This is a genomic window from Paractinoplanes pyxinae, from assembly GCF_026626335.1.
GTDB classification, from domain to species: Bacteria; Actinomycetota; Actinomycetes; order Mycobacteriales; family Micromonosporaceae; genus Actinoplanes; species Actinoplanes pyxinae.
In genome coordinates this window covers 20,054-43,795 of sequence record NZ_JAPNTZ010000003.1, presented here as the reverse complement: position 1 = coordinate 43,795, position 23,742 = coordinate 20,054, and the positions used below count along the sequence as shown (strand labels likewise).

Here is a 23,742-nt window from a genome sequence, read left to right as displayed (position 1 = left end):
CGCTGCGGTCCGGGCGGCGCTTTGGCACGGCACTACGTCGCGGCCCCGCGCGACACTGCGGCCCAGGCGTTGCGCCTGCAGCAGCGTTCCGTCAGCACCGGCCACATCTTGCTGCCTCTGCTGGACGAAGAGCCTCCGGAAACCGGCCCGTGCACAAGACTGTGGCCCAGCCTGGCACTGGCCCAGCACCTGGCCCCCGCCCTCGCCGCCCGTGGCCCGGTCTCCGGCCGGCCCTCGGCGGACTCACGGTCATGGCCGGGGCGAGATCCGGGTCCAGCTTCGTTCGCCTCGGCGCGAGGTGGCCGCGACGCAGCGCGAGCAGATGTATCGCACTTGGTCTTCCGACGTGATCACGTCGGTGGCGCGGAAGTCGAACGGCACGTGCGGGAAGCGCCGCAGCCGGCTGCGGCTCAGCGCCAGCCCGCACACGGTCTGGTTGGTGCCCGGGCGCCACGCGTGGACCTCGCCGCCGGGCTGCCGCACCCCGTCCGGCCCGATCCACTCGCTCGATGCCGCCACCGCATTCACGTGGCCGGGGTGCCCCGTACGGCGGTGATCACACCTGTTTGCTCGCGGGCGACTCGGGAATACCCGAGGACATGACGGACAGAAACCCGACCGACGAGCCGGACGGCACTTCGGCGTACGAGGCTTCGCTGCGACCGCCCGGCCACTCCCTGCAGGAGCCTTCCGCCGACGACCAGGGCGACCTGGCGCCGGAGGACAAGCGCGGCACCACCGGCGACGGCCCGCAGCCCTCGGAGGTGCACCGCGCCGGCTACGACACCCGCCGCACCGCCGGTGACGACCCGTCCTACCGGCCCGACTGACGGCCACTCCACAAAACAAGCAAGGGGCCGGGTTGATGACCTGGCCCCTTCACCGTCCGAATGTCAGTCGCCGGCTGCCTTGAACAGGGCAGCCACCTCGGCATTGGACAGATGGCGGAAGCCGCCGGGGCGCAGGTCGCCGAGGCGGATCGGGCCGACGGCCGTGCGGATCAGGCGGGTGACCGGGTGACCGACGGCCTCCATCATGCGGCGCACGATGTGCTTGCGGCCCTCGTGCAGCACGATCTCGACCTGCGCGGTCTTGCCGAGCGCGCCGAGCAGCTTGAACCCGTCGGCCTTGGCCGGGCCGTCCTCGAGTTCGACGCCGGCCAGCAGCTGGCGGCCGACGTTGCGAGGCAGCGGGCCGTTGATGACCTCGGCCACGTACGTCTTCTGGATCTCGTACCGGGGGTGGGTGAGCTTGTTGGTCAGCTCGCCGTCGTTGGTGATCAGCAGCAGACCCTCGGAGTCGGCGTCGAGCCGGCCCACGTGGTGCAGGCGCACGTCGAACTGGCCGACGAAGTCCGCCAGCTCGGTGCGGCCCTTCTCGTCGTCGAGCGACGACACGACACCGCGCGGCTTGTTGAGCGCCAGGTAGACGAGCTTGGTGTCGGTGATCACCCGCTGCCCGTCGACCAGGATCTCGGCCGTGGTGGGGTCGACCTTATCGCCGAGCTTGGCGACCTTGCCGTTGACCGTGACGCGCCGGCGGAAGATCAGGTCTTCGCAGGCGCGCCGGGATCCAACACCGGCCGCCGCCAGGACTTTCTGGAGGCGTTCGGCGGTGTCAGCCTGTGGCATCAAGCACTTCTTCCACGTCGTCGGGCAGGAACGGGGCTAGCGGCGGCAGCTGGTCGACCGAGTTGAGGCCGAGCTTCTCGAGGAAAAGCGCAGTCGTGCGATACAGGTGTGCCCCGGTTTCGCCTTCGATGCCGCATTCCTCGATCAGGCCGCGAGTGACAAGCGTACGCATGACCCCGTCGCAGTTCACACCGCGGATGGCGCTGATCCTGGACCGGGTCACCGGCTGCTTGTAGGCGACCACGGCCAGTGTCTCGAGCGCCGCCTGGGTCAGCCGCACAGACTGCCCGTCGAGAACAAACCTTTCCACGTACGCGGCATATTCCGGCCGTGTGTAGAGACGCCACCCACCAGCGACGCGCCGCAGGTCGAAGCCGTGCCCCGCCGCTGTGTACCGCGCCGACAGGTTGTCGAGCATCAGAGCGATGCGCTCGGTCGGCTGCTCCAGGATCTGCGCCAGCTGCAGCTCGGCCACCGGCTCGTCGACCACCAGCATGATCGCCTCGAGCGCGGCCGCCAGTTCAGCGTCGTCGGTCAGACCCGGAAGATCCATTTCCGGCGTACGCAGGTCGGCCTCGTCGATCGTGACGTCGGAGCGCCCGGTGCGACGGGTCTGCCCGGGCACCGCCGCGGCCGGCTCCTCCCGGCTGTCGTCCCGCTCGTCATCGTCGTCGTCATCGTCCAACTCGATCGCGACGTCGTCGTCCGGATCGTCCTCGGAGTCCGAGACCGGCACCTCATCGGCGAACGGCAGATCCATCTCGCCGTCGTCGCTCACGTCGTCGTCGGCCGCCACGTCGAAAACGTCGCCCGCGTCGTCACCCTCGGCAGGCAACGGCGCATCGACCGGAACCCCCGGGTCGTCCTCGTCGGCCGTCTCCGCCGCTTCCTCGATGGCATCCGGCACCGGCAGCTCCGGCCCCGGACTCACATCGACCGGCTCGACCTCGACCACCGACTCGCCCAAGTCGACCTCGGCGTCCACCCCGGCCGAGTCATCACCGGTGGCAACGGCCGGATCGGCCCCCTCGAAAGCCTGATCGAAGTCGTCATCGTCGTCCGACAGCCCCGACTCGTCGATCGACTCCGTGTCCTCCGGAGCCCCGACCGCCGGCCCGGAGTCCGCCCGTCCCCCACTCGCCCGATCCCCGGCAACCGCCTCGACCGCGCGCACCTCGCCACCGCGCTCAGGACCATCGACGACCGCGTCGGCGTCGTCCTCGCCGGCGGTGCCACGAGGATCAGCCGCAGCGTCGTGCCCGTTGGTAGCGTTACCACTTCCGGCAATCGAGCCGGCGGCACGGGCCTCGTCGTCTTCCCCGCCCGCGTCGGCGGCAGACTCCTCAGCGCCGTCGGCTTCGGCCCGCGCCTCTTGCTCGGCGGCGGCCTGGTAGTTCCGGTCCGGCGTCCGCGGGGCTCGCTCCCACGGCGGCACCCAGGCGGCGGCCTGGGCCGCGAGTGAGTCCTGCCGCTCGTCGTCGCTCACGATCGTCCCTCCGCGTCGTCGTCTACCTGGCCAAGATCATCACGCGGGCGGCCCGCGTCAAGTCGGTCATCCACCCCGCCAGTACCCGACTCAGGCGATTCCCCACCCCGCCCCTCCGAGCCGGGCGACTCATTGCCGACGCTCAGGCCCCGTGGAGGACTGTCGCCCTCACCCCCGGCAGCCCCCCAGCCTCCCCGGCCGGCGCCGCCCGATTCGTCCCCGACCGCGACCGGCTCCCAGTCGGCGGAGTCGTCCGGCTCGCGCCCACCAACGCCAAGGTCACCGGCGGGGAAGCCAGCCGTCGGGGTGCGACCCACGACGGGGCCGAGATCGGCATTCTGGTGGTCGTCGAGGTCGTCTTCCGACTCGCCTGCCACAGAACCAAGATCATCGGCGATATAAGGGCTGATGGGTAAGGGGGTGTTGCCGACGCCAAGGTCAGAGTCTGTGCCTTCGTAGTCGTCGAAGTCGGCGTCTCCCGACTCGTCCGCGATGCCGCCAAGATCACCGACAGTCGAGCGGATTTGGGCCAGCGGGATGTCGCCCGCGCCGAGGCCGGAGTCGATGCGCTCGTAGTCGTCGAGGTCGGAGTCGGTGTTTCTTGACTCACGTGCGGCGACATCCAGATCGCGGGTGGCGCCATCGTCCAGCTCGCGCTCGCCAGCGTCGCCGTCGGCGTCGGCTGGTGAAGTGTCGACCGTTGCAATGTCGGCGACGGACAGAGGCATGGCGCCGTCGAAGTCGGCGACGTCCAGGTCGACATCGTCGGCTTCGGCGTCGGTGGGTGGCGTGTCGGCGGAGGGGTTGGGTCTGGCGCCTTCGTAGTCGTCGATGTCCAGGTCATCGTCGGCGTCGTCGTCAACGTCGGCCCGTGACAGGTCGGCGACGGACAGAGGCCTGGCGCCATCGACGTCGGCGACGTCCAGGTCGACATCGTCAGCTTCGATGTCGGCTCCGGCGTCGGTGGGTGGCGTGTCGGCGGAGGGGTTGGGTCTGGTGCCTTCGTAGTCGTCGATGTCCAGGTCATCGTCGGCGTCGTCGTCGTCAACGTCGGCCCGTGACAGGTCGGCGACGGACAGAGGCATGGCGCCATCGACGTCGGCGACGTCCAGGTCGACATCGTCAGCTTCGATGTCGGCTTCGGGGTCTGTGGGTGGTGTGTCGGCGGCGGGGTCGGGCTTGGTTCCTTCGTAGTCGTCGATGTCGAGGTCGGCGTCGGCGGTGTCGCCGCCTATCCAGCGGACTGTCAGTTCGTCGAGGGAGACGGGCTGGTCGAAGTCGATCAGGCCCTCGCGGTAGAGCTCGAGCAAGGCCAGGAAGCGGGCCACCACCTCGAGCGTGTTCTCGCAGTCGGCCGCCAGCAGTGAGAACGTGGCCTGGCCGGCGCGGCGCAGGCGGTCTCGCAGCAGGGTGGCGTGTTCGCGGACGCTGACCCGCACCTGGTGGATGTGGGCGATCGACACCTCGGGCGGGCCGGGCTTGGGCGCGAACTGTTTGAGGGCCAGCTTGAACAGGCGCTCGGGGCCGATGCCCAGCACCAGTTCGGGCAGGGCCTCGGCGTAGCGCGGCTCCATCGACACGGCCCGGGGCCAGCGGCGCATGCCGTTGATCTCGAGTTCCATGATGTGCGAGGCGGCCTCTTTGTACGCCTTGTACTGCAGGAGCCGGGCGAACAGCAGGTCGCGCGCTTCGAGCAGGGCCAGGTCTTCCTCGTCCTCGACGTCGGCCGCGGGCAGCAGCCGGGCCGCCTTCAGGTCGAGCAGGGTGGCCGCCACCAGCAGGAACTCGCTGGCCTCGCCGAGATCCCAGTCGTCGCCCATGGCCCGGATGTACGCGATGAAGTCGTCGGTGACCTGGTGCAGCGCGACCTCGGTGACGTCGAGCTTGTGCTTGCCGATGAGCTGCAGCAGCAGGTCGAACGGGCCGGTGAAGTTGTCGAGCCGGACGAGGAACTTGCCGTCGTCGATCGGGTTGCCCTCGGCATCCACGACGACACCTTCGACGGCCACGGGGACGGCGTCAGCCGCCGCCTCCTCAAGAGCAGCCGGCGTCGGCGCCCCCTCGGGAACGGCCGCAACGTCGCCCGGAGCGGGCGGCGTGGGCGGATGGGTCGACTCTTCTGGCACGAACTGACCGTAGACCACGGCTCCGACAACCTGCTCCCGCCTCACAGGTCACTCCCATCGCTCCTCATGATCAACGCCGGAGGCGACGGTGGGTGACTGGCCGGACCGGATATATCGGACGGACGCGGGGACGGCGCCGAAACCGGAAACTACCGCCGTCAACTATCGTCGGACCATGGCTTCGTTCAATGACTCAGTCATCGAAAACTTCCGCGCCCACGACGGGGTGCTCGGCGGCCACTGGGAGGGCAAGACCACACTTCTGCTGCACACACCCGGCCGCAAGACCGGCAAGGTGACCATCAATCCGCTGGTCGCGGCGCCCGACGGCGATTCGTACCTGGTCTGCGGCAGCGCCGGCGGCGCCCCGGACGACCCGCAGTGGGTGGCCAACCTCGAGGCTGTCGACGGCCCGGTGACCATCGAACTCGGCGCGCAGACGCTGAAGGCCGATCACCGCGTCGCCCGTCCCGGCCGGGACGAGGACTGGGAGCGCCTGTACGGCGTGTGGCGGGCCTACTGGCCGGACGCCGCCGACTACGAGACCAAGACCGACCGCAAGTTCCCGATCGCCGTGATCACCGCCCGCTGACGCCACCGGGAGGGCGCCGGCGACCAAGCGGAGAGCCGGCGCTCAAGCGGCCAGCGCCAGCGCCGGCAAAGAAGCGAAAAGCCGGCGCTCAGGCGGCCAGCGCCAGCGCCGGCGTAGGAACAGGCATAGAGGCAGGCGTAGGTTCGTACACACTTTGGATCACGCTCCGCGCCCAGCGCATGCGCACAACTGCGGTCTCGGGGTAGTCGCCGTAGGCGGCGGCCAAGGCGGCCACGCACCCCCGCGTCCCGCCCGAGCGACGCACCGACACGGCGATCGCGTTCTCGACGGAGGTGGCGTCCGGGCGCGACCCGCTGGGCAGGTCGCTGGCGAACAGGGCGGCGGCGCGGGCGGCGAGCATCTGGCTACGCATCTCGATCAACTCCGGTGGATGAGCCGATGGAAGTGGACTGGTCTTCAGAGTGCTCCCCGCGCGCCACAGATCGCCTCCAGGTTTCCCCCGGAGGCACGAATCAGGGATTATCCCCAGACGCGGATGAAGACCAGGCCGAGCGCGTTCAGGATCTGCAGCAGGAACGGCGCCCCGAACGGGAACAGGCACAGGATGAGCAGCACCAACACGCCGATGTTCTTGTCCTCGAACCACAGCCGCATCCACTGCATACCCCTACCGGGCCGGGTGAGGGCGTTGTAGAGGACGCCGAAACCGTCCAGCGGCGGGATCGGGACGAGCGCCAGGATTCCGAAGCACAACAGGCCCACGGCCAGCGACAACACGACCTGGTGGACGAACGGCAGCCCGATGCCGAGCAGCACGTCGGCCGGTCCGATTAACGACAAGACATTTTCCGGGTACGCCAATGCGTAGCCCAGCAACAGCAGCTGGGAGACCAGGATGCACAGCACCGGACCGGCCAGGAAGACCAGGATGGCCCGGGCCTTCCCGCGGTAGCGGGGCACGTCGTCCACCGTGAGGATCTTGCCCCAGCCCATGCCGCCCAGCGCCGCCGCGACCGCGCCGAACGGGTCGACGTCCTCGCGCAGCCGGGGCGCGATGGTGTCGCGGCGTTCGGCCAGGCCGAGGCTGCGCGCGGTCAGCCGGATGGCGACGGCGCGCAGCACGAGCGCGAGCAGGAACGAGAGAACCAGGGCGACAAAAGCCACCGGCTCGCCGAGGGCGTATAGCACAGAGTCAGCCGCGCTCAGCCTTGGCGGCGATGACCTCGCGGGCGAGCTGCCGGTAGTTGCGGGCGCCGGACGAGGCCGGGTCGAGCGTTAGGATCGGCGCGCCGGCCACGGTGGACTCGGGGAACTTCACCGTCTTGGTGATGACGGTCTGGTACACCTTGTCGCCGAACGCCTCGACCACGCGCTGCAGCACCTGGCGGCAGTGGGTGGTGCGGGAGTCGTACATCGTGGCCAGGATGCCCTCGAGCTCGAGGTCGAAGTTCAGGCGCTCGCGCACCTTGTCGATCGTGTCGAGCAGCAGGGCCACGCCGCGCAGCGAGAAGAACTCGCACTCGAGCGGGATGAGCACGCCGTGCGCGATGGTCAGCGCGTTGATCGCCAGCAGGCCCAGCGAGGGCTGGCAGTCGATCAGGATGAAGTCGTACTCCTTGCGGACCGAGCGCAGCACCCGGGCCAGCGCCATCTCGCGCGCGACCTCGTTGACCAGCTGGATCTCGGCCGCCGAGAGGTCGATGTTGGCCGGCAGCAGGTGCAGCCCGGCCACGTCGGTCTTGATGATGACGTCCTCAGCGGTCACGTCGTCCTGCATGAGCAGGTTGTAGATGCTGAGGTCGAGGTTGTGCGGGTTGACGCCGAGACCGACGGAACACGCGCCCTGGGGGTCGAAGTCGACCAGCAGCACCTTGCGGCCGTACTCGGCCAGGGCCGCGCCCAGGTTGATCGTCGTGGTGGTCTTGCCGACGCCGCCCTTCTGGTTGGCGAGGGCGATGATCCGCGCGGGGCCGTGCCGGTCGGTCGGCATCGGCTCGGGGATCGGACGGCGCATCGTGTACGCCGTGGGGTCGGCCGGACCGAGGTCGGCGCCGAGATCCATGGAGCCCTGTTGCTCGCGGAGCGCCGAGGTCCAGGCCTCTGCCCGATCGTTTCCTGCCATGCCCTCCGCCCCCTCCCCGACTCGTAGTTGCCTCACCCATGGTTTCTTTCGGTTTTCCGCCGCGGGTAAGTACGGTCGATGCCCGACTGTACGCCACGGGCGCCGTCGATCCGGGCCAGCCTGTCGGCGTGTCGCTGTCTATGGGTGCGCAATGCTCTAACGAGCGCGCGGGTGCGCGGTCGCGTACACCTCGCGCAGCCGGTCCACCGTGACCAGGGTGTAGACCTGCGTCGTGGTCACCGAGGCGTGACCCAGCAGTTCCTGTACGACGCGGACGTCCGCGCCGCCGTCGAGCAGATGCGTGGCGTAGGAGTGCCGCAGCGTGTGCGGGCTCACCGCGTGCGGCCCGTCGACGGGCAGGCCGGCCGTGGAGGCGGCCCGGTGCAGGATCGTCCAGGCGCTCTGCCTCGACAACTGTCCACCCCGGGCGTTCAGGAAGACCGCTGGTGTTCCCTTGCCGTTGGCGGCCAGCGCAGGTCTCCCTCGTACGAGATAAGCCCCCAACGCCGCTTTCGCGTACCCACCGACCGGGACCAGCCGCGTGCGTCCGCCCTTGCCGTGCAGGACGGCGGCCGGCTCGTCGCCGAGCTCGAGGTCGTCGATGGCCGCCCCGACCGCCTCGGAGATGCGCGCGCCGGTGCCGTACAGGAATTCGAGCAACGCCTTGTCGCGCAGGCCGAGCGGGGTGTCGGCGGGCACGTCGAGCAGCCGGGTGACCTGGTCGACATCGAGGGCCTTGGGCAGGCGCCGGGGTGGCGCGGGCGGGCGGACCTCGGCCGCGACGTCGACCCCGACCACGCCCTCGCGGGCGGCGAAGCGGTGCAGGCCGCGGACGGCGCTGATCGCCCGGGCGGCCGACGACGAGGCCAGCCCCTCGGCCCGCAGCGTGGCCAGGTGGGCGGTGACCTGGCCGGAGCCCACCGAGGCGAGATCGTCGATCCCCTCCTCGGCGAGCCACCGGGCGTAGCGGTCGAGGTCACGCCGGTACGACGTGAGGGTGTTGCGCGACAGCCCACGCTCGACGGTGAGGTGATCGAGGTAGGCCTGGATGACGCGCTGCACTGTCAGTTGAGCACCTCTGCCAGGTCGACTGCTGCCATGCCGTGTGCCTCCGCGACCGGTCCGTAGGTGACGCGCCCGTCGTGGGTGTTCAGGCCCAGGGCGAGCGCGTGGTCGGCCCGCAGGGCGTCCCGCCAGCCTAGATTGGCCAGTTCCAGAGCGTACGGCAGGGTGACGTTGGTCAGTGCGTAGGTGCTCGTGTGCGGCACCGCGCCCGGCATGTTCGCGACGCAGTAGAACATCGACTGGTGCACCTGATAGACCGGGTCGGCGTGGGTCGTGGGGCGCGAGTCCTCGAAGCAGCCGCCCTGGTCGATCGAGATGTCGACCAGCACGCTGCCCGGCTTCATGCGCGAGACGAGCTCGTTGGAGACCAGGTTGGGCGCCTTCGCGCCGGGGATCAGCACGGCCCCGATGACCAGGTCGGCGTCGAGAACTGCCTTTTCGATCTCGTACGCGTTGGAGGCGACGGTCTGCAGATGACCCCGGTAGTCGGCGTCGGCCGCGCGCAGCCGGGCGATGTTGCGGTCGAGCACCAGGATCTCGGCCTGCATGCCGAGCGCGATGGCGGCCGCGTTCATGCCGGACACCCCGGCCCCGATGACCACGACCTTGGCCGCGTACACGCCGGGAACGCCGCCCATGAGCACGCCCCGCCCGCCGCCGGAGCGCATCAGGTGGTACGCCCCGACCTGCGGCGCGAGGCGGCCGGCGACCTCGCTCATGGGCGCGAGCAGCGGCAGTGAGCGGTCGGGCAGTTCCACTGTCTCGTACGCGATGCCGGTGACCTTGCGGTCGAGGAGCGCGTCGGTGCACTCCTTCGAGGCGGCCAGGTGCAGATAGGTGAACAGCACCTGGCCGGGCCGCATGCGCGGGTACTCCTCGGCGATCGGCTCCTTGACCTTGAGGACGAGCTCGGCCTCGCCCCACACCTCGTCGGCCGTGTTCAGAATGGTCGCGCCGGCCGCGATGTAGTCACCGTCGGTGATGGACGACCCGGTGCCGGCCCCGGCCTGGACCAGCACCTCGTGCCCGGCCCGGCGGAACTCGTAGACCCCTGCGGGCGTGATGGCCACCCGGAACTCGTTGTTCTTGACCTCGCTGGGAATGCCGACCTTCATGGAGCCGACACCGTCCTTTCTCAACGCTGAGTGACGTCCCCGGCGGCCGCCCGTTCCCGGCCGCCCCGCCGAAGACTACTCCGCGCTTTTGGACGGTTTGCCCGCTTCTACTGGTTCGTCGTCTTCTTCAGAAGGGCCGCCAGCTCGGCCGGGCGGGTCAGCATCGGCCAGTGGCCGGAGTCGATGTCGACCAGCTCGACGTGCTTGGCCTTGACCAGCTCGGGCAGCGCGCCCTCGGCGATCCACTCGCGCACCTCGGCCGGGCTGAACTCCGGGCAGATCAGTTCCAGGGGTACGTCGTACCGGCGCTCGTCACTCAGCCGGACCACCGCCTTGGCGACCGGCTCGGGGACCGCGACCGCCGACGCCTCGAAAGCCTGCCGGGCGGAGGCGTCCAGGTCGGCCGAGTCCGGCCCCTCGAAGGGCTCCCAACCGGGGAACGGCATCAGGCCGTCGACGATCGGGAAGGACGGCGAATAGTTCTCGCCGTCGGCGTTCGGGAAGCCGCCGATCAGCACCACCTTGGCCACCTTCCCGGGCCGGCGGTCAGCCACGATCCAGGCCAGCGAGCTGGCGGCCGAATGCCCGACCACGACCGACTTGCCCGGCGCGGCGTCGACGACGGCGAGCACCGCGTCCACCTGGTCGTCCAGCGTCGTCCCGCGGTCCACCGGCAGCGACACGGGCACCGCGGTCTCCAGATCGGACACCACGTCGTTCCAGGCCGAGGCGTCGAGCCACAGGCCACCCACGAGCACAATCTGTTCTGCAGTCATGAGGCCAACCTAGGACCCATTCCGGACGTTCCGCTTCCGGTAGGTTCGAAAATGTGCCGACCGGTTTGAGCCCCACCGCGCGGGCATTGCGCACCCTGGAAATCCTACAGGCCCGCCCGGGTACGACCGCGACCCAGCTCGCCGACCAGCTGGGCGTCACCGAGCGGGCGGCCCGCCGCTACGTCGAGATCCTGCGCGAGGCCGGCATCCCGGTCGAGGCGGTCCGCGGCCCGTACGGGGGTTACCGGCTGGGCCGCGGCACCCGGCTGCCACCCGTCGTGTTCACCGAGGAGCAGGCGCTCGGCCTGGTGATGGCGGTGCTCGACGGGCAGCCGGCCGCCATCGACGCCGACGACCTGGTCGGGGCGGCGCTCAGCAAGGTGATCCGCGCCCTGCCCGAGGGCATCGGCCGGCAGGCGGCGGCCCTGCGGGCGTACGCGTCGGCCGCCCCCGACCGCCGGGCCGCCCGCGCCGACCCGGCCCGGACCAGCGCCCTGGTCGCGGCCGTGGCCGACCGTCACCGGGTGCTGGTCACGTATCGCAACGAGGGCGGCGACGAGTGGGACGCCGAGGTCGACCCGTGGGCGGTCGTGGTGCGGTTCGGCCGCTGGTACCTGTTGTGCCACTCGCATCGGGCGGACGCCATCCGTACGTACCGGATAGATCGCATCCACGCCGTGCAGCGCCTGCCGCAGTCGTTCACGCCGCCGGACGACCTCGACCCGGTCGCCGCCCTCGACCGCAATTTGGGCGTCGGCTGGAAATACCCGACGCGGGTGGTCTTCCACGCCCCGTTCGACGAGGTGGAACGGTGGGTCCGCTCCCCCATGGGCACCCTCGAGCCGGACGGCGACCGCTGCGTGCTCACCGGCACCACGGCCAACCCCCGGATGTACGCCCAGGAGTGGCTGGCCACCATCCCGATCGACTTCACCGTCGAGGAAGGCCCCGAACTACGCGAGGCTGTGGCGACGGTGGCCGCCCGCTTCGGCAAAGCAGTGCCTGGCTAAGGCTGTTCGTGCGGGTTGGGCGGCGGCTCGGCGATCTGGTTGCCGGCGTCGTCGACCAGGCCCGGCGCCATGCTGCCGCCGTGCGCTTCCTGCTCGGCCGGCGCGGCCTTCCCGTCGGCCGAACCCGGCCCGTCCTCGGTCACGTATTCCTCGTACTGCTCGGTGCGCTCATCGCTCATGATCCGCGAATACCCCGATCCGCTTGACCTCAACGTAAGTTGAACTTGCAGGGTGGAGGGATGTCCTTCACCGAGTCCGAGGTCGCCTACCTCGCGAGCCAGATGCTGGGCCGCCTCGCCACGCTGCGGCCCGACGGCACCCTGCAGAACAGTCCGGTCGGCTTCCGGCACAACCCGGCCACGGGCACGATCGACATCGCCGGACACAACATGGCCGCGAGCCGCAAGTTCCGCAACGTCGCCGCGACGGCCGAGATCGCGTTCGTCGTCGACGACGTCCCGTCGACCAGCCCCTGGCGCGTGCGCTGCCTCGAGATCCGGGGAACGGCCGAAGCACTCGACGCGCCGGTCGATTCGGCGTACGGCTCGGCCGCCCCGATCATCCGCGTCCACCCGCGGCGCATCCTGAGCTTCGGCCTGGACGAGCCGGACACCGACGCCCACGAGCTGACGCTCAACAGCCGGAGCGCCTGACTCAGCGGACGACGATGCCCAGGGTCTGGGCCATAGCCGGGGCGGCTTCGGCCAGCTGGTCGACGCTGATGACGGCGCCGCGCAGGGAGTCCCAGCCCTGGGCCAGGTCGAGTTCGCGGGCGCCGCGCAGGTCGAGCTTCTTGACGACGGTCTTGGTGAAGCGGGCCCGGCGCAGCGCCGAGCCGGGGAACGTGACGTCGGTCAGGGTGGCGTCGCCGAAGTCGGCCTCGGTGAGGTCGCAGTCGCGGAACTCGACGTCGCGCAGGTTGGCGCCGCGCAGGTTCAGGCTGTCGATCTTGCAGTCGCGGACGACGACGCGACGCCAGTGCGAGCCGTAGGCCTGCACGCCGGCCAGCACGCTGTCGGCCAGGGTCACGCCCAGCAGCTGGGCGTCGGCCCAGGTGCCGCCGATCCAGCGGCAGCGCGAGATCCACACGTCGTCCAGGCGGGCCCGGTCGAAGGCGGCGCCGGTGAAGGTCACCGAGGTCATCGCGCTCTCGGAGAACCGGGAGCCGTTGGCCGTCACCCCGTCGAGCTCCACCGAGTCGAGGTGGACCTCGCTGTACTCGCCGTCGTAGGTCAGCTCCTCGGCGAACGGCTGCAGGTACCGGGCGTAGGGCAGGTCGGAAAGCTCACGCGCGACGATAATCGCCTCCATGGACTTCGGAACGGTCGTCGCCCTCATCATCGCCCTTGTCGGTTTCGGCCTGATCGTGGCCTCCCGGCGGGATCAGCGCGGCAGCCGGGAAGCGGCCCGGCTGGCTGCCGTCGAGCGGAAGCTGGACGCGGTGATGAAGCACCTCGGCATCGAGGAGCCGCGGGCCGCGGAAGACCCGGACGTCGTGGCCCACCTGGTCAAGGGCGAGTTCATCCAGGCCATCAAGGTGTATCGCGAGCGCACCGGCGCGGGGCTGGCCGAGGCCAAGGACGCCGTGGAGCAGATCGCACGGCAGCGGGGACTTCGGTAGTCAGTCGGCCCAATCGCGGCGGCGCTGTTCCTCCCAGGAGGGGTCGAGCGCCCGCAGCAGGTCGAACTGGCGGTGCCGGAGGGTCCGGCCGAACTCCTGACCCTCGACGGGGTGCAGGGTCGCCCAGACGCCGGCCATCGCGTACGTCGTGGCGTCGAACGACCAGTACAGGAGCTCGTCGCGGGACGTGGTGACGCGGTCCTGCACGATCTGGCCGCCGTCGGCCACCAGCCAGTGGTAGGCGCCGTCGGCGTCGACCGTCACATAGGGGCCGGTGTCGCGGGGCTCGAAGGCGACCAGGTCGGCCGCGGGGGCGTCGATCAGGGCGCCGAGGCGGGCCACCTCGGCCCGCAGCACCTCGAGGCCCCACTCCGAGTTGCCGGGGCCGGAGTCTCGCCGGAACTGCTTCATGGCGTCAACGGTAGGCGGGGTTGTGGAAGATCACCTGAGGATCACGCGGCAGGGGGCCGGGGCGCCCGCGCAGGTGCTTGTCGACGGTGGCGGCCACGTACGTGCGCGTGATCTCGAGGCAGCGGTCGCCGGCCAGCGGTTGCAGGGGCCGGCCGGCCTGGTCGGCCAGCGGCGCGTAGTCGGTGAACGAGAGGTGGTCGGTGCCCTGGACCGACAGCCAGCGTTTCCAGCCGGTCAGGTGGGCCCACGCCTTCGTCCACGAGGGATCGTCGCCGGGCGTGCCGTGCTTCTCGGCGCCGATCAGCACGAACGGGCGGTCGAGGCCACGAGCCGGTAGCCGGAGCTGGACCGTGCCGTCGAGGTTGACGCCGGCATCGATGCGGCGGTCGGCGACCATGGCGGCCGACGCGGCGGAGCCTCCGATCGAGTGGCCCACGATCGCCACCCGCCGGGGGTCGTAGCCACCGTGCAACGAGTCGAGAACGAAACTCACATCGCGTACGCGGGAAGCAGTGACCTTTTCGGCGATGCCCGGCAGATCGCAGGCGACACACTGGGCGACCCGCCCGTCGGGGAACGTGACGGCCGCCGCCTCGTAGGTGTGGTCGATGCCGGCCACCACGTAGCCGCGGCTGGCCAGGTCTTCGGCCAGGCCGGTGAGCGACGAGCGGGGCAGGCCGAACCCGGGCGACAGCACGACCAGCGGGCGCTTGCTCTGCTGCGGCAGCGGGCGGGCGGCCGGACGCGCGTGGGTGACCGTGGTGCTCAGGACCTCCGCCGGCACGTCGGTCACGTTCAGCCGGTCGAGGATCAGCGCGGATTCGGCTGGGGTCACGTACTGCTTCGGAGTGCCCTCGCCGCGGACGGCCGGGTACCAGATCGACACCATGAGCTCGCGACGCTGCTGAGGCACCCACGGGTCGGCCCGGGACACGTCGACGAGATGACGGTCGACCACGCCGACCTCGTACGGGCCGGTCGGCGCCGGCAGGTGCAGCATGGTCGCGGCGACGGCCACGGCGAGCAGGCTCATGACTCCACCTTGGCCGCGGGCGCGCCCCAGGCACATCCAGGAATTGCCCCTAAGGCACCCCGATGATCGGCACTTCCAGGCCCTCGAGTGCGGGGTCGTCCGCGGGCACGTCGGTGATCACCCCGCTGACTTCGTGGAAGGGCAGTACGACGTACGGCGAGGCGGCGCCGATTTTCTCGGAGCTGGCCAGTACGTACGTGTCGGCGGCGCGGGACGCCAGGGTGCGCTTCATGGCGGCCTCGTCGGCGTCGCCGGTGGTGAGCCCGGCCCGGTGATGCACCCCGGTCACGCCGAGCAGGAACAGGTCGGCCGTGACGCCCCGGGCGGCCTCGGCGGTGGCCGCGCCGCACGTCACCGCCGAGTGCTTGTACAGCCGGCCGCCCAGCACCAGCACCTCGACGGTGGGGTGCTCGACCAGGGCGGCGGCCACGGTGACGCTGTGCGTGACGACGGTGGCCGGCAGGTCGGCGGGCAACGCGGCCACGACCGCCAGCGCCGTCGTGCCGCCGTCGAGCAGCACTGTCGCGCCGGGGCGGATCAGGGCGGCCGCGGCGGCTGCGACCCTCCTCTTGCTGTCCGGGGCGACGACCGTACGGGCCTGATAGTTCGCCTCGGCCGGGGCGGCCGGCAAGGCGCCGCCGTACACCCGCTGACAGAGACCGGCCGCGGCCAGCTCGCGCAGATCGCGCCGGATCGTGTCCTCGGGCAGGCCCAGCTCGGCCGCGATGTCTTTGGCCACGACCTTGCCGTCCGAGCTCAGGCGGGCCAGCAGGAGGTCACGACGCTCGGCCGGAAGCATTGCGTGTTTCTCCTCATTCTTGTCGACTATTGCGCGTTTCCCGGCTAGCGTACCGGACCATGAACGGAATTAAGGGCATCGACCTGCCCGACAGCCGCGGCCGCACCGGACTCGACCGCATCGGACGCGACCTCACCGGCAACCCCGACGTGGTCGTCCGCGACGTGGAACTGCTGGCCACCGCGTGGCACGTGCTGCGCCGCACCACGTTCGACTACCGCCACCGCGACGGCCGCTGGACCACCGAGCAGCGCGAGACGTACGACCGGGGCGACGGCGCGACGATCCTGCTGTACGACCGGGAACGGCGCACCGTCCTGCTGACCCGGCAGTTCCGCTACCCCGTCTATGTGAACGGGCACCCGGACGGCATGCTCGTCGAGGCCGCGGCCGGGCTGCTCGACGACGACGATCCGGCCAGCGCGATCCGGCGGGAGGCCTCGGAAGAACTCGGCGTGACCGTGGGCGAATTGCAGCACGTGTTCGGCGTCTGGATGAGCCCCGGATCGGTCACCGAGCGTCTGCACTTCTACGCCGCGCCCTACACGGCGGCCGACCGCACCGGCCCCGGCGGCGGCGTGGCCGAGGAGGGCGAGGACATCGAGTCGGTCGAGCTCGACTTCGACGACGCGCTGCGCGGCACGACCGACGGCCGGATCGCCGACGCCAAGACGATCATGCTGCTGCAGTGGGCCGCGCTGCAGGGCCCGTTTCGGCAGAACGCTGATATGTATTGATTGGGATGAGTGCATGAGTCGGCTCCGCTGACATGCTCGCGGGCACACCCCCGAGCCTCACGGAGGACCTTCGTGCGAGCACCCCTCGTCCTCGGCGCCGCGGCGCTGATACTCGGCCTGGCCACCGCTCCGGCCCAGGCCGACGCCGTAGCCGCGCCGGACATCTCGGTCACCAACGTCAAGGCGCACCTGACCCAGCTGCAGAACATCGCCACGGCCAACGGCGGCAACCGTGCCCACGGCCGTCCCGGCTATCTGGCCTCGGTCACGTACGTCAAGAACCTGCTCGACGCGGCCGGCTACACCACGCGCCAGCAGTCGTTCACCTACAACGGCGCCACCGGCTACAACCTGATCGCCGACTGGCCCGGCGGCGACACCGCCGACACCCTGATGATCGGCGGGCACCTGGACAGCGTCACGGCCGGCCCCGGCATCAACGACAACGGTTCCGGCTCGGCGGCCAACCTCGAGGTCGCCCTGGCCGTGGCCCGCACGAACTTCCAGCCCGACCGGCACCTGCGCTTCGCCTGGTGGGGCGCCGAAGAACTCGGTTTGCGAGGCTCCACCGCGTACGTCAATTCGCTGACGACCGCGCAGAAGCGGGAGATCACCGGGTATTTGAACTTCGACATGGTCGGCTCGCCGAACCCCGGCTATTTCCTGTACGACGGGGACAACTCCGACGGCACGGGCGCGGGCCCGGGGCCGGCCGGCTCGGCGCAGATCGAGTCGACGCTGGCCGCCTACTTCACGTCGATCGGCGTGCCCACCCGCGGCACCGACTTCGACGGGCGCAGCGACTACGGTCCGTTCATCTCGAACGGCATCCCGGCCGGCGGCATCTTCACCGGCGCTGAGGGCCGCAAGACGGCCGCCCAGGTGCAGCTGTGGGGCGGCACGGCGGCGGCGTTCGACCCCTGCTACCACTCGTCGTGCGACACGATCGCGAACATCAACGACACCGCGCTCGACCGGAACTCCGACGCCATCGCGTACGCGGTGTGGAACCTCGCCGACGGCGGCGGCACCACTCCCCCGCCGACCGGCACGACCGTCTGGGAGGACACGTTCGAGACGGCCAAGGGCTGGACGGCGGGCACGGGCGACACGGCCACCTCGGGCCGCTTCGAGCGCGCCGACCCGGCCGCCACCACGTCCCAGCTGGGCAACGCGGCCGGCGGCACCTACGACTTGGTGACCGGCGCGACGGCGGGTGCCAGCGCGGGCGCGAACGACGTGGACGGCGGCACCACGACCATCCTGTCGCCGTCGATCACCCTGCCCACCGGCACGCTGACGCTGAGCTTCAGCTGGTACCTGTCGCACCTGAACAACGCGACCAGCGCCGACTACGTCCGCATCCGGGTCGTCTCGGGCAGCACCACGACTACGGTGTTCACCCAGTCCGCGTCGGCCACCGACCGCGCGCCGGTCTGGGCCACCGGCTCGGCCAACCTGTCGTCGTTCGCGGGCCAGACCGTCCGGCTCAGCGTGGAGGCCGCCGACGCGTCCACCGCCTCGCTGGTCGAGGCCGCCGTCGACAACGTCAAAATCACCAAGGCTTGATGGCGTACGCGGGTGACGGCGCCGGCCGTCACCCGCGTTCAGGCCAGCGTGGTCAGATAGCCGGCGCCGCCACCGGCCAACGCCAGACCGACCAGGCTGAAGCCGACGATGATCCGGTTGCTGACCGCGATGCCCTCCCGGCGGGCGGCGATCGCCTTGTCCCGGGTGTCCGAGGTGAAAACCGTGAGCCCGGGCCGGCTCCGCTTGAGCTCGCCCTTGTCGAGGCGGCCCAGCGCGAAAACGTCCACCCCGCGCGGCACCCGGGTCTCGGTCAGGGTCAGGTACTCGCCCCGGCGCAGATCGTTGACGAATTCCGGCGCCACCACCGGCGGCAGGGTCACCGGCTTCGTGTGCCGGTGCACCAGGGTCGTCGTGACCGGAACGCGCGGGCCCTGCAGGTCGGGGTGGCTGAGCAGGGCCGGGTCGACCGATACGCGGCCACTGTGGTCGGCCAGAGCGAACCCGGCCGGTGACGAGAAATCGAGCAGCAGGTCATGGTCCGGGCCCTCGTCGCCGCGTGTGTAACCGCGTCGGGGCTCGCGAATCAGGCGTACGTGGAACCAGGCGCAGCCCTCACCGGTGACCGGCCCGACCTGGCGGCCCGCCGGCCCGTACTCCGTCCGCCCTTCGAGCGCGACCCGGCCGCCGGGCTTGGCCGCGATCGGCGACGGGACGATGCGCCGCAACGTGCGCAGCGCGCGATGCTCACCCAAGTTGAGCAGCAGGAAGATGCCGGCGCCGCCGATGAGGAGGGCTCCGATGCAGAACGCCACAGTCGCGACGACCATCACAGCCGTCAAGGTAGGTCACCGGATCCACAGTGGCATCCTGCGATCATGCCGGACATGGTGACTGAATCGCTGGCGTCATGGGCCCGGGGTGCGCAGGCGCTGGCCTTGCTGAGCGCGGCGCAAGAGAAGGGGTATACGACGTACCTGGCGTCAGCGCGTACGGCGGAGGAGTTCGCGGACTTTTCGGGCCTTCCGGCGCGTACGGCCGGGAACGTGCTCGCCGCTCTCGTGGCGCACGGTGTGGCCGAGGAGGCGGACGGGCGGTTCCGGCTCACCGAGGACATGGCGGGGGCGCTGGGCGGGCTGGTCGACTTCGCCGCCCAGATCGACGAGGCTGTGCTCCGAGCCCGGCTGGTCGGTTCGATCACGCGTACGGGCGAGGGTGCGCTCACCCCGTCGGATGCTCTCGTCGTCGCCCGGGCCAACGCCTTGCGGCCGTCCGCCCCGGGAGCGGGCGCGCTGGTCGAGGCGCTGTTCGAGTCGGCGCCGGAGATGTGGGCAGCGATGGCCGACGGCCGGCTGCTCGACGTGGGCAGCGGAGTGAGCGGGTTCGTGCTGAGCGCGGCCACCGTGCTGCCGCACATGCGGGCCACGACCATCGAGGTGGTGCCTACGGTGGCGGCAGTCGCGGCTGAGCGAGCCTCGGAACTCGGAGTCAGCGACCGGATCGACGTGCGGGTGCTGGACGCCCGCGACTTCGACGAGCCCGCGGCGTTCGACGCGGCCTTCTGGGCGCAGCCGTTCTTCCCGGTGCCGGTGCGGGCGGCGACGATCGCGATGATCCTGCGGAGCCTGCGGCCGGGCGGCTATCTGCTGGTGCAGCAACTCGACGGACCCGATGCGCCTCTGCGGCGGCTCGTGGCGGAGGCTCAGCAGTTGCCGTTCGCCAAGCCGATCGACGACGTCGCGCTCGAATTGTCGGCCGCCGGGTTCGAGCTCATCCGCACTGTGCGGACCGACTTGGGGCCGGTCGCTCTGCTCCGCCGACCGCTGCACTAGTCCTGGATTCCGGAGCGGGCGCTCTTCGGCCGGGCGCTCTTCGGCCGGGCGCTCTTCGGCCGGGCGCTCTTCGGCCGGGCCTTTTGAAGGGCGGGGCGGGCCGATCACTTCCGAGGGTGACCGGCCCGCCTCGCCGGCTTTCAGCCGCCGATCTTGCCGGCGGCGAACTCGGCGCCCTCGGGCACGTCGCCGTTGCGGGCGTACGAGAGGTGGGCCGCGAAGTTGTTGCCGCCGCCGCAGACCGGGTCGCCGGTGGCGCAGAACTCCACGGCGCGGTCGGCGAACTCGGGAGCGGCCCGGGCGATCGTCTGCCGCCGGATGCCCAACGGGTTGCCGAAGACCACCACGGCCGCGACCTTGTCCCGCAGGTTGGCCGGGATGGCCTGGCCCTGAGTGCCCACGCCGCGGATGCCGATCGCGATGTCGGTGACGGTCGCGCCCTGCGAGTAGCCACCGATCACGAACTGCGTCTCGGGGCAGCTCTGCGCCACCTGCTGGATGTGCTGGGTCATGTTGGTGGCGCCCGGCCCGGCGCTCTGCTGGTTGCTGGCCGCCGCGTAGACGACCGCGAACGAACCAACCGTCTGGTTGGGAAGCTCGTCGGCGAGCGCCTGAGCCAGCGGACGCCCCAGAATGCCCAGCCCCTGCGGCTCGCCTGTGCCGCGAGCGAAGACCAGCTCCACATCGGAGCAGCCGGCCCCGTTCTGCCCGCCGGCGTTGCCGCCGCCCGCGTTGCCGCCGTTGCCCGCGCCGCCCTGGTTGAACCGGGCCCGCAACCGCTCGAAGAACGAGCCGCCGCCGGCACTGGCCGCCGAGCCACCCGTCGTACCCGCGAACGCCTGCGGCGTCACGACCGCGCCCGCCGCCACCACGGCCGCACAAATGCCGATGGTCAGGAACCGCCTGCGCTTTCCTGCCCCCACACGCCTTCTCGCCATTTCCTTGCCCTCCTTCATCCCCGCGATCGACCTTCGGCCGGCCGCTGCCACCCAGTACGGGGGCGGCCGGGAAAACGGATCGGGACGGGACTCAGGAGAAAATCCGTCGCATTGATCGAATTGCATCGCCGCTGGTCAGCGAATTGAGATGGCCGTCTCAGAATGGTGCGGCCGGCCGTCGAAGTGCGCGCGAACGACCGTACTCGGCAATCGCCTGAAAAGCGGCCTTGGGCGTCCAGCTTCCATCGGGCAGCACTCGCACAATCCCGCGCGCGGCCAAGTCGTAGTCGTGCTCGGGATCGTCAGTGGTCGGCAGATGACGATTCGCGAAGGTGTAGACGAATGCCGCCTCCACCCCGCCCGCCTCGTAGTCGCGCAGCAGGTCCACGACGTAGCGGGCCTGCCCCTCCTCGTCCCGTTCGAGCGGAGCGGTGAGGCTCACCGCGCGGCCGCGCTCGTCGAATGTCACCGGTTCGGCCGTGCCCGCGACGTCGGCCGCACCGCGGAACGTGCAGCAGCCGAACTCGGTCGCGGCGTAAGGCTTGCCCTGTCCCACGGCCGCCGCCAGGCTCTGCGGGAACGCCGCCGCGTTGCTCGCATCGCGGTAGCCGGCGTCGCTGGCAATGATGTCGAACGGCGCCCAGTCGACGCCCTCCAGCGGGATCGAGGCGTATCCGACGGGCCCGCCGAAGCGCTCGCGCACCGCGGGCACTGCCTCTGCGAAGAAGTCCCGCAAGGCGGCTTGCGCGGCCGGAACCGCCTTTCGCATCCGCATCGGATCGGCGAACAGCGCCATCCGCTCGGCCAGGTCGCGCCCCGGTAGGAAGCCGTCGGTGAACATCGAGATCTCGGAACCGGTCAGGTACACGACCGAGGCGCCGCCGCGCCGCAGCCGTTCGGCCCGCTCGGCACCGTCGAGGAGGAACGCCAGGAGCCCGTCACGGTCCAGACCATTGGTGAACGGGCAATACCAGACCTCGAGCCCCACTTCGGCAGCCAGCCGCGCGGTCAACTCCAGCCGGTCCTGAATGCCGCCGGTGATGCGCACCGCGTCGCAGTGCAACTCCTCGCGAATGACCCGCAGATCACGCCGTACGGTTCCCAGGTCGAACGGCTCGTGCGTCGTGGACCCACCACTCACGAACCCGGTGTCGTAGTTCATGCCGAAGCGCATCGAGACCCCCATTAAGGTACGCCGAGTACCCTATACGGTACGGTCGGTACCCTACAAGGCATGGGCACAAGACGCCGAGGCGAGGAACTGGAGCGAGCGATCCTCCTCGCCGCGGCGGAGGAACTACGCGAGTCCGGCTACGCGGGAATGACGATGGACCGGGTCGCCGCCCGCGCCGGGACGAACAAGAACGCCATCTACCGCCGGTGGCCGCACCGCGCGGCGCTGGGCATCGCGGCCTACCGCCACCTGTCCGACGCCGCGATGCCTGCCCCGGACACGGGCTCCCTACGGACCGACGCCCTCGAGATGCTGCGGCAGGCGAACGAGACGTGGTCGTCACCGCACGGAGCCATCCTGCGCGGCCTGCTCGCCGCCGCAGCCGACGATCCACAGCTCATAGCCCTCATGCGAGAGCGTTCCGGTGTGGACACCATGGACCGCGCCTGGCTCACCATGCTCGAACGAGCCGTGACCCGGGGCGAGGCGCCTGCCGCGGCCGTCCATCCCCGCGTAGCGGCGACGCCGATGATGCTGCTGCGCGCCGAGTACGCGATGCGCGGTATCCCGTCCGTTCCCGACGAGGTCTTGGTCGAAATAGTCGACGAGGTGTTCCTGCCCCTGGTCCGCGGCCACAGCTGACTGCCGCGCTTGGCGCAGGCCCGCAAAGCAAAGCGGCGGTGTGGGCCGGGATGGTCCCCACACCGCCGCCGTTCGCGGGCTGGCTACTGCTTCGTTTTCTCGCGCGCCTTACTTCCTCGCCGCGCGCCTTACTTCTTCGCAGCCGGAGCCGCGCCCCCGTACGCCTTACTTCTTCGCGGCCGGAGCTGCGCCTTCGTCGGCGGCGCCGCCCTCGGCGCCCGCCTCGTCGCCCGCACCGGCTTCTTCGCCAGCACCGGCCTCTTCGCCCTGACCGGCTTCCTCACCGGCACCGGCGTCCTCGCCCTGGCCGGCTTCCTCACCGGCGCCCGCGTCCTCGCCCTGACCGGCGTCGCCGCCGGCGCCGATCCCGGCCGCCGCCTTCACGTCGGCCAGCGCCAGGCAGGCCTGCAGCAGGCTCTGCTGAGCCGAAGCGACAGCCTTGGCCGCCGCGTCAGCCGCACCGGCGCCCGCGTCCTCACCCTGACCGGCCTCTTCACCAGCACCGGCCTCTTCGCCCGCACCGGCTTCCTCGCCGGCACCGGCCTCTTCGCCCGCGCCCGCTTCCTCGCCGGCACCGGCCTCCTGGCCCGCACCGGCTTCCTCGCCGGCCTTCTCGCCGCCGGCCGCCTTGCCCTTGCCCGCGCCCGCCGCCTTCTCACCCTTGGCCGCCGCACGGGCCTTCAGCACCTTGGCCCACTTCTTGGCTTGCGCCTTGTTGGCCGCCTTGGCCGCCGGCGATCCGGGCGCCGCTTCCTCGCCCGCCTGCTCGCCTTCGCCCGCCTGCTCGCCTTCGCCCGCGGCCGCCGCCGCATCGGCCGCGAACGTGTCACACGCCGTCTCGAGCGCTGCCGCCGAGGCGGCTGCCGCGTCACCGGGCGCCTGCTGCTCGACCGGCGCCAGCTCCTCGCCGTCACAGACCACCGCGCCCGCGTTGACCTGCACGTCCGCACACTTCGAGACGTCGAACTGCTGACCGTCCACTGTCACCAGGTTCACGGCCTTGGGGTCGGTGGACGCCGAGGCCAGCTGAAGCCCGGTCACACCCATGGCGACGACCACACCCGCGACCACCACCGCGCCGATCGTCTTGCGCCGGTTGCCGTCGTTCCGTCGTCGGTACGTGCGGGACCTCATGACCACTCCT

Annotated in this window: 27 protein-coding genes and 1 pseudogene; 9 read left to right on the top strand and 19 right to left on the bottom strand. The window is 70.8% G+C overall.

Going from position 1 to position 23,742, the window contains the following annotated elements; all coding sequences use genetic code 11:
- Positions 1-249: 249 nt before the first annotated feature.
- Positions 250-519: a hypothetical protein gene (locus tag OWR29_RS08265; RefSeq protein ID WP_267561960.1), complete on the bottom strand. Its 270-nt coding sequence runs from the start codon at positions 517-519 to the stop codon at positions 250-252.
- A gap of 80 nt (positions 520-599) precedes the next feature.
- Here OWR29_RS08265 and OWR29_RS08260 point away from each other — a divergent pair, with 80 nt between their 5' ends.
- The gene (locus tag OWR29_RS08260; RefSeq protein WP_267561959.1) at positions 600-830 is read left to right on the top strand and encodes a hypothetical protein; all 231 of its coding nucleotides are present in this window, start codon (positions 600-602) and stop codon (positions 828-830) included.
- 63 nt (positions 831-893) lie between these two features.
- On the opposite strand, the gene OWR29_RS08255 is transcribed toward OWR29_RS08260, so the two are convergent.
- The 3 genes and pseudogenes from OWR29_RS08255 to OWR29_RS08245 all read right to left on the bottom strand — a co-directional run.
- Positions 894-1,631, bottom strand: coding sequence for a pseudouridine synthase (locus OWR29_RS08255; RefSeq protein WP_267561958.1), 738 nt, complete (start codon positions 1,629-1,631; stop codon positions 894-896).
- On the bottom strand, positions 1,618-2,616 hold the full coding sequence (gene scpB, locus OWR29_RS08250) for an SMC-Scp complex subunit ScpB (protein WP_438872570.1): 999 nt from the start codon (positions 2,614-2,616) through the stop codon (positions 1,618-1,620). The genes OWR29_RS08255 and scpB overlap by 14 nt, the downstream gene beginning before the upstream one ends.
- 1,643 nt (positions 2,617-4,259) lie before the next feature.
- Positions 4,260-5,126: pseudogene (locus OWR29_RS08245) on the bottom strand (segregation and condensation protein A); the annotation flags it as partial.
- 292 nt (positions 5,127-5,418) lie between these two features.
- Here OWR29_RS08245 and OWR29_RS08240 point away from each other — a divergent pair.
- On the top strand, positions 5,419-5,835 hold the full coding sequence (locus tag OWR29_RS08240; protein WP_267561957.1) for a nitroreductase/quinone reductase family protein: 417 nt from the start codon (positions 5,419-5,421) through the stop codon (positions 5,833-5,835).
- A gap of 88 nt (positions 5,836-5,923) precedes the next feature.
- On the opposite strand, the gene OWR29_RS08235 is transcribed toward OWR29_RS08240, so the two are convergent.
- The 6 genes from OWR29_RS08235 to OWR29_RS08210 all read right to left on the bottom strand — a co-directional run bounded on the left by OWR29_RS08235 (position 5,924) and on the right by OWR29_RS08210 (position 10,874).
- A complete protein-coding gene (locus OWR29_RS08235) occupies positions 5,924-6,208 on the bottom strand; it encodes a hypothetical protein (protein WP_267561956.1) in 285 nt (94 codons plus the stop codon).
- A gap of 107 nt (positions 6,209-6,315) precedes the next feature.
- Positions 6,316-6,984 carry a zinc metalloprotease gene (locus OWR29_RS08230; protein WP_267561955.1) on the bottom strand — a complete coding sequence of 223 codons (669 nt, stop codon included), beginning with the start codon at positions 6,982-6,984 and terminating at the stop codon, positions 6,316-6,318.
- Between the two features lie 4 nt (positions 6,985-6,988).
- Positions 6,989-7,918 carry a ParA family protein gene (locus OWR29_RS08225; RefSeq protein WP_267561954.1) on the bottom strand — a complete coding sequence of 310 codons (930 nt, stop codon included), beginning with the start codon at positions 7,916-7,918 and terminating at the stop codon, positions 6,989-6,991.
- Positions 7,919-8,074: 156 nt separating this feature from the next.
- Positions 8,075-8,986, bottom strand: a complete 912-nt coding sequence (locus OWR29_RS08220) for a site-specific tyrosine recombinase XerD (RefSeq protein ID WP_267562583.1) — start codon at positions 8,984-8,986, stop codon at positions 8,075-8,077.
- Positions 8,983-10,098 (bottom strand): alanine dehydrogenase, encoded by a 1,116-nt coding sequence (ald, locus tag OWR29_RS08215; RefSeq protein ID WP_267561953.1) that lies wholly within the window; start codon positions 10,096-10,098, stop codon positions 8,983-8,985. The genes OWR29_RS08220 and ald overlap by 4 nt, the downstream gene beginning before the upstream one ends.
- A gap of 107 nt (positions 10,099-10,205) precedes the next feature.
- Positions 10,206-10,874: an alpha/beta fold hydrolase gene (locus OWR29_RS08210; protein WP_267561952.1), complete on the bottom strand. Its 669-nt coding sequence runs from the start codon at positions 10,872-10,874 to the stop codon at positions 10,206-10,208.
- A gap of 53 nt (positions 10,875-10,927) precedes the next feature.
- On the opposite strand from OWR29_RS08210, the gene OWR29_RS08205 reads away from it, so the two are divergent.
- A complete protein-coding gene (locus OWR29_RS08205) occupies positions 10,928-11,884 on the top strand; it encodes a helix-turn-helix transcriptional regulator (RefSeq protein WP_267561951.1) in 957 nt (318 codons plus the stop codon).
- Here the strand turns inward: OWR29_RS08205 and OWR29_RS08200 are convergent.
- A complete protein-coding gene (locus tag OWR29_RS08200) occupies positions 11,881-12,063 on the bottom strand; it encodes a hypothetical protein (RefSeq protein WP_267561949.1) in 183 nt (60 codons plus the stop codon). The genes OWR29_RS08205 and OWR29_RS08200 overlap by 4 nt on opposite strands.
- A gap of 60 nt (positions 12,064-12,123) precedes the next feature.
- Between OWR29_RS08200 and OWR29_RS08195 the strand changes: the two genes are divergently transcribed.
- Positions 12,124-12,537, top strand: coding sequence for a PPOX class F420-dependent oxidoreductase (locus OWR29_RS08195; RefSeq protein ID WP_267561948.1), 414 nt, complete (start codon positions 12,124-12,126; stop codon positions 12,535-12,537).
- 1 nt (position 12,538) lies between these two features.
- On the opposite strand, the gene OWR29_RS08190 is transcribed toward OWR29_RS08195, so the two are convergent.
- The gene (locus OWR29_RS08190) at positions 12,539-13,195 is read right to left on the bottom strand and encodes a pentapeptide repeat-containing protein (RefSeq protein WP_267561947.1); all 657 of its coding nucleotides are present in this window, start codon (positions 13,193-13,195) and stop codon (positions 12,539-12,541) included.
- On the opposite strand from OWR29_RS08190, the gene OWR29_RS08185 reads away from it, so the two are divergent.
- Positions 13,194-13,505 carry a hypothetical protein gene (locus OWR29_RS08185; RefSeq protein ID WP_267561946.1) on the top strand — a complete coding sequence of 104 codons (312 nt, stop codon included), beginning with the start codon at positions 13,194-13,196 and terminating at the stop codon, positions 13,503-13,505. The two genes, OWR29_RS08190 and OWR29_RS08185, sit on opposite strands and share 2 nt — an antisense overlap.
- Here the strand turns inward: OWR29_RS08185 and OWR29_RS08180 are convergent, their stop codons facing one another.
- Genes OWR29_RS08180 through OWR29_RS08170 form a run of 3 tightly spaced genes read right to left on the bottom strand, consistent with a single transcriptional unit; the run spans position 13,506 to position 15,748 of the window.
- Complete coding sequence (locus tag OWR29_RS08180) at positions 13,506-13,916, bottom strand: Imm63 family immunity protein (protein ID WP_267561945.1); 411 nt, start codon at positions 13,914-13,916, stop codon at positions 13,506-13,508. It lies immediately after the preceding gene.
- 4 nt (positions 13,917-13,920) lie between these two features.
- A complete protein-coding gene (locus OWR29_RS08175; RefSeq protein ID WP_267561944.1) occupies positions 13,921-14,949 on the bottom strand; it encodes an alpha/beta hydrolase family protein in 1,029 nt (342 codons plus the stop codon).
- A 49-nt stretch (positions 14,950-14,998) separates the two neighbouring features.
- Positions 14,999-15,748, bottom strand: coding sequence for a DeoR/GlpR family DNA-binding transcription regulator (locus OWR29_RS08170; RefSeq protein WP_267561943.1), 750 nt, complete (start codon positions 15,746-15,748; stop codon positions 14,999-15,001).
- Positions 15,749-15,807: 59 nt separating this feature from the next.
- Here OWR29_RS08170 and OWR29_RS08165 point away from each other — a divergent pair, with 59 nt between their 5' ends.
- Together OWR29_RS08165 and OWR29_RS08160 are read left to right on the top strand one after the other, a co-directional pair.
- The gene (locus tag OWR29_RS08165) at positions 15,808-16,485 is read left to right on the top strand and encodes an NUDIX domain-containing protein (RefSeq protein WP_267561942.1); all 678 of its coding nucleotides are present in this window, start codon (positions 15,808-15,810) and stop codon (positions 16,483-16,485) included.
- Positions 16,486-16,557: 72 nt separating this feature from the next.
- The gene (locus tag OWR29_RS08160; RefSeq protein WP_438872563.1) at positions 16,558-18,054 is read left to right on the top strand and encodes a M28 family peptidase; all 1,497 of its coding nucleotides are present in this window, start codon (positions 16,558-16,560) and stop codon (positions 18,052-18,054) included.
- A gap of 38 nt (positions 18,055-18,092) precedes the next feature.
- On the opposite strand, the gene OWR29_RS08155 is transcribed toward OWR29_RS08160, so the two are convergent.
- On the bottom strand, positions 18,093-18,845 hold the full coding sequence (locus tag OWR29_RS08155; RefSeq protein ID WP_267561941.1) for a hypothetical protein: 753 nt from the start codon (positions 18,843-18,845) through the stop codon (positions 18,093-18,095).
- Between the two features lie 54 nt (positions 18,846-18,899).
- Between OWR29_RS08155 and OWR29_RS08150 the strand changes: the two genes are divergently transcribed.
- Positions 18,900-19,844: an SAM-dependent methyltransferase gene (locus OWR29_RS08150; protein ID WP_267561940.1), complete on the top strand. Its 945-nt coding sequence runs from the start codon at positions 18,900-18,902 to the stop codon at positions 19,842-19,844.
- Positions 19,845-19,984: 140 nt separating this feature from the next.
- Here OWR29_RS08150 and OWR29_RS08145 read toward each other — a convergent pair whose 3' ends face one another.
- Both OWR29_RS08145 and OWR29_RS08140 read right to left on the bottom strand, forming a co-directional pair.
- On the bottom strand, positions 19,985-20,782 hold the full coding sequence (locus OWR29_RS08145) for a cutinase family protein (RefSeq protein ID WP_267561939.1): 798 nt from the start codon (positions 20,780-20,782) through the stop codon (positions 19,985-19,987).
- Between the two features lie 157 nt (positions 20,783-20,939).
- Entirely contained in the window at positions 20,940-21,956 is a 1,017-nt protein-coding gene (locus tag OWR29_RS08140; RefSeq protein ID WP_267561938.1) for a glycoside hydrolase family 113 protein, read from the bottom strand.
- A 60-nt stretch (positions 21,957-22,016) separates the two neighbouring features.
- Here OWR29_RS08140 and OWR29_RS08135 point away from each other — a divergent pair, with 60 nt between their 5' ends.
- Complete coding sequence (locus OWR29_RS08135; protein WP_267561937.1) at positions 22,017-22,598, top strand: TetR/AcrR family transcriptional regulator; 582 nt, start codon at positions 22,017-22,019, stop codon at positions 22,596-22,598.
- A 165-nt stretch (positions 22,599-22,763) separates the two neighbouring features.
- Here OWR29_RS08135 and OWR29_RS08130 read toward each other — a convergent pair whose 3' ends face one another.
- On the bottom strand, positions 22,764-23,732 hold the full coding sequence (locus OWR29_RS08130; protein WP_267561936.1) for a hypothetical protein: 969 nt from the start codon (positions 23,730-23,732) through the stop codon (positions 22,764-22,766).
- Positions 23,733-23,742: the final 10 nt, after the last annotated feature.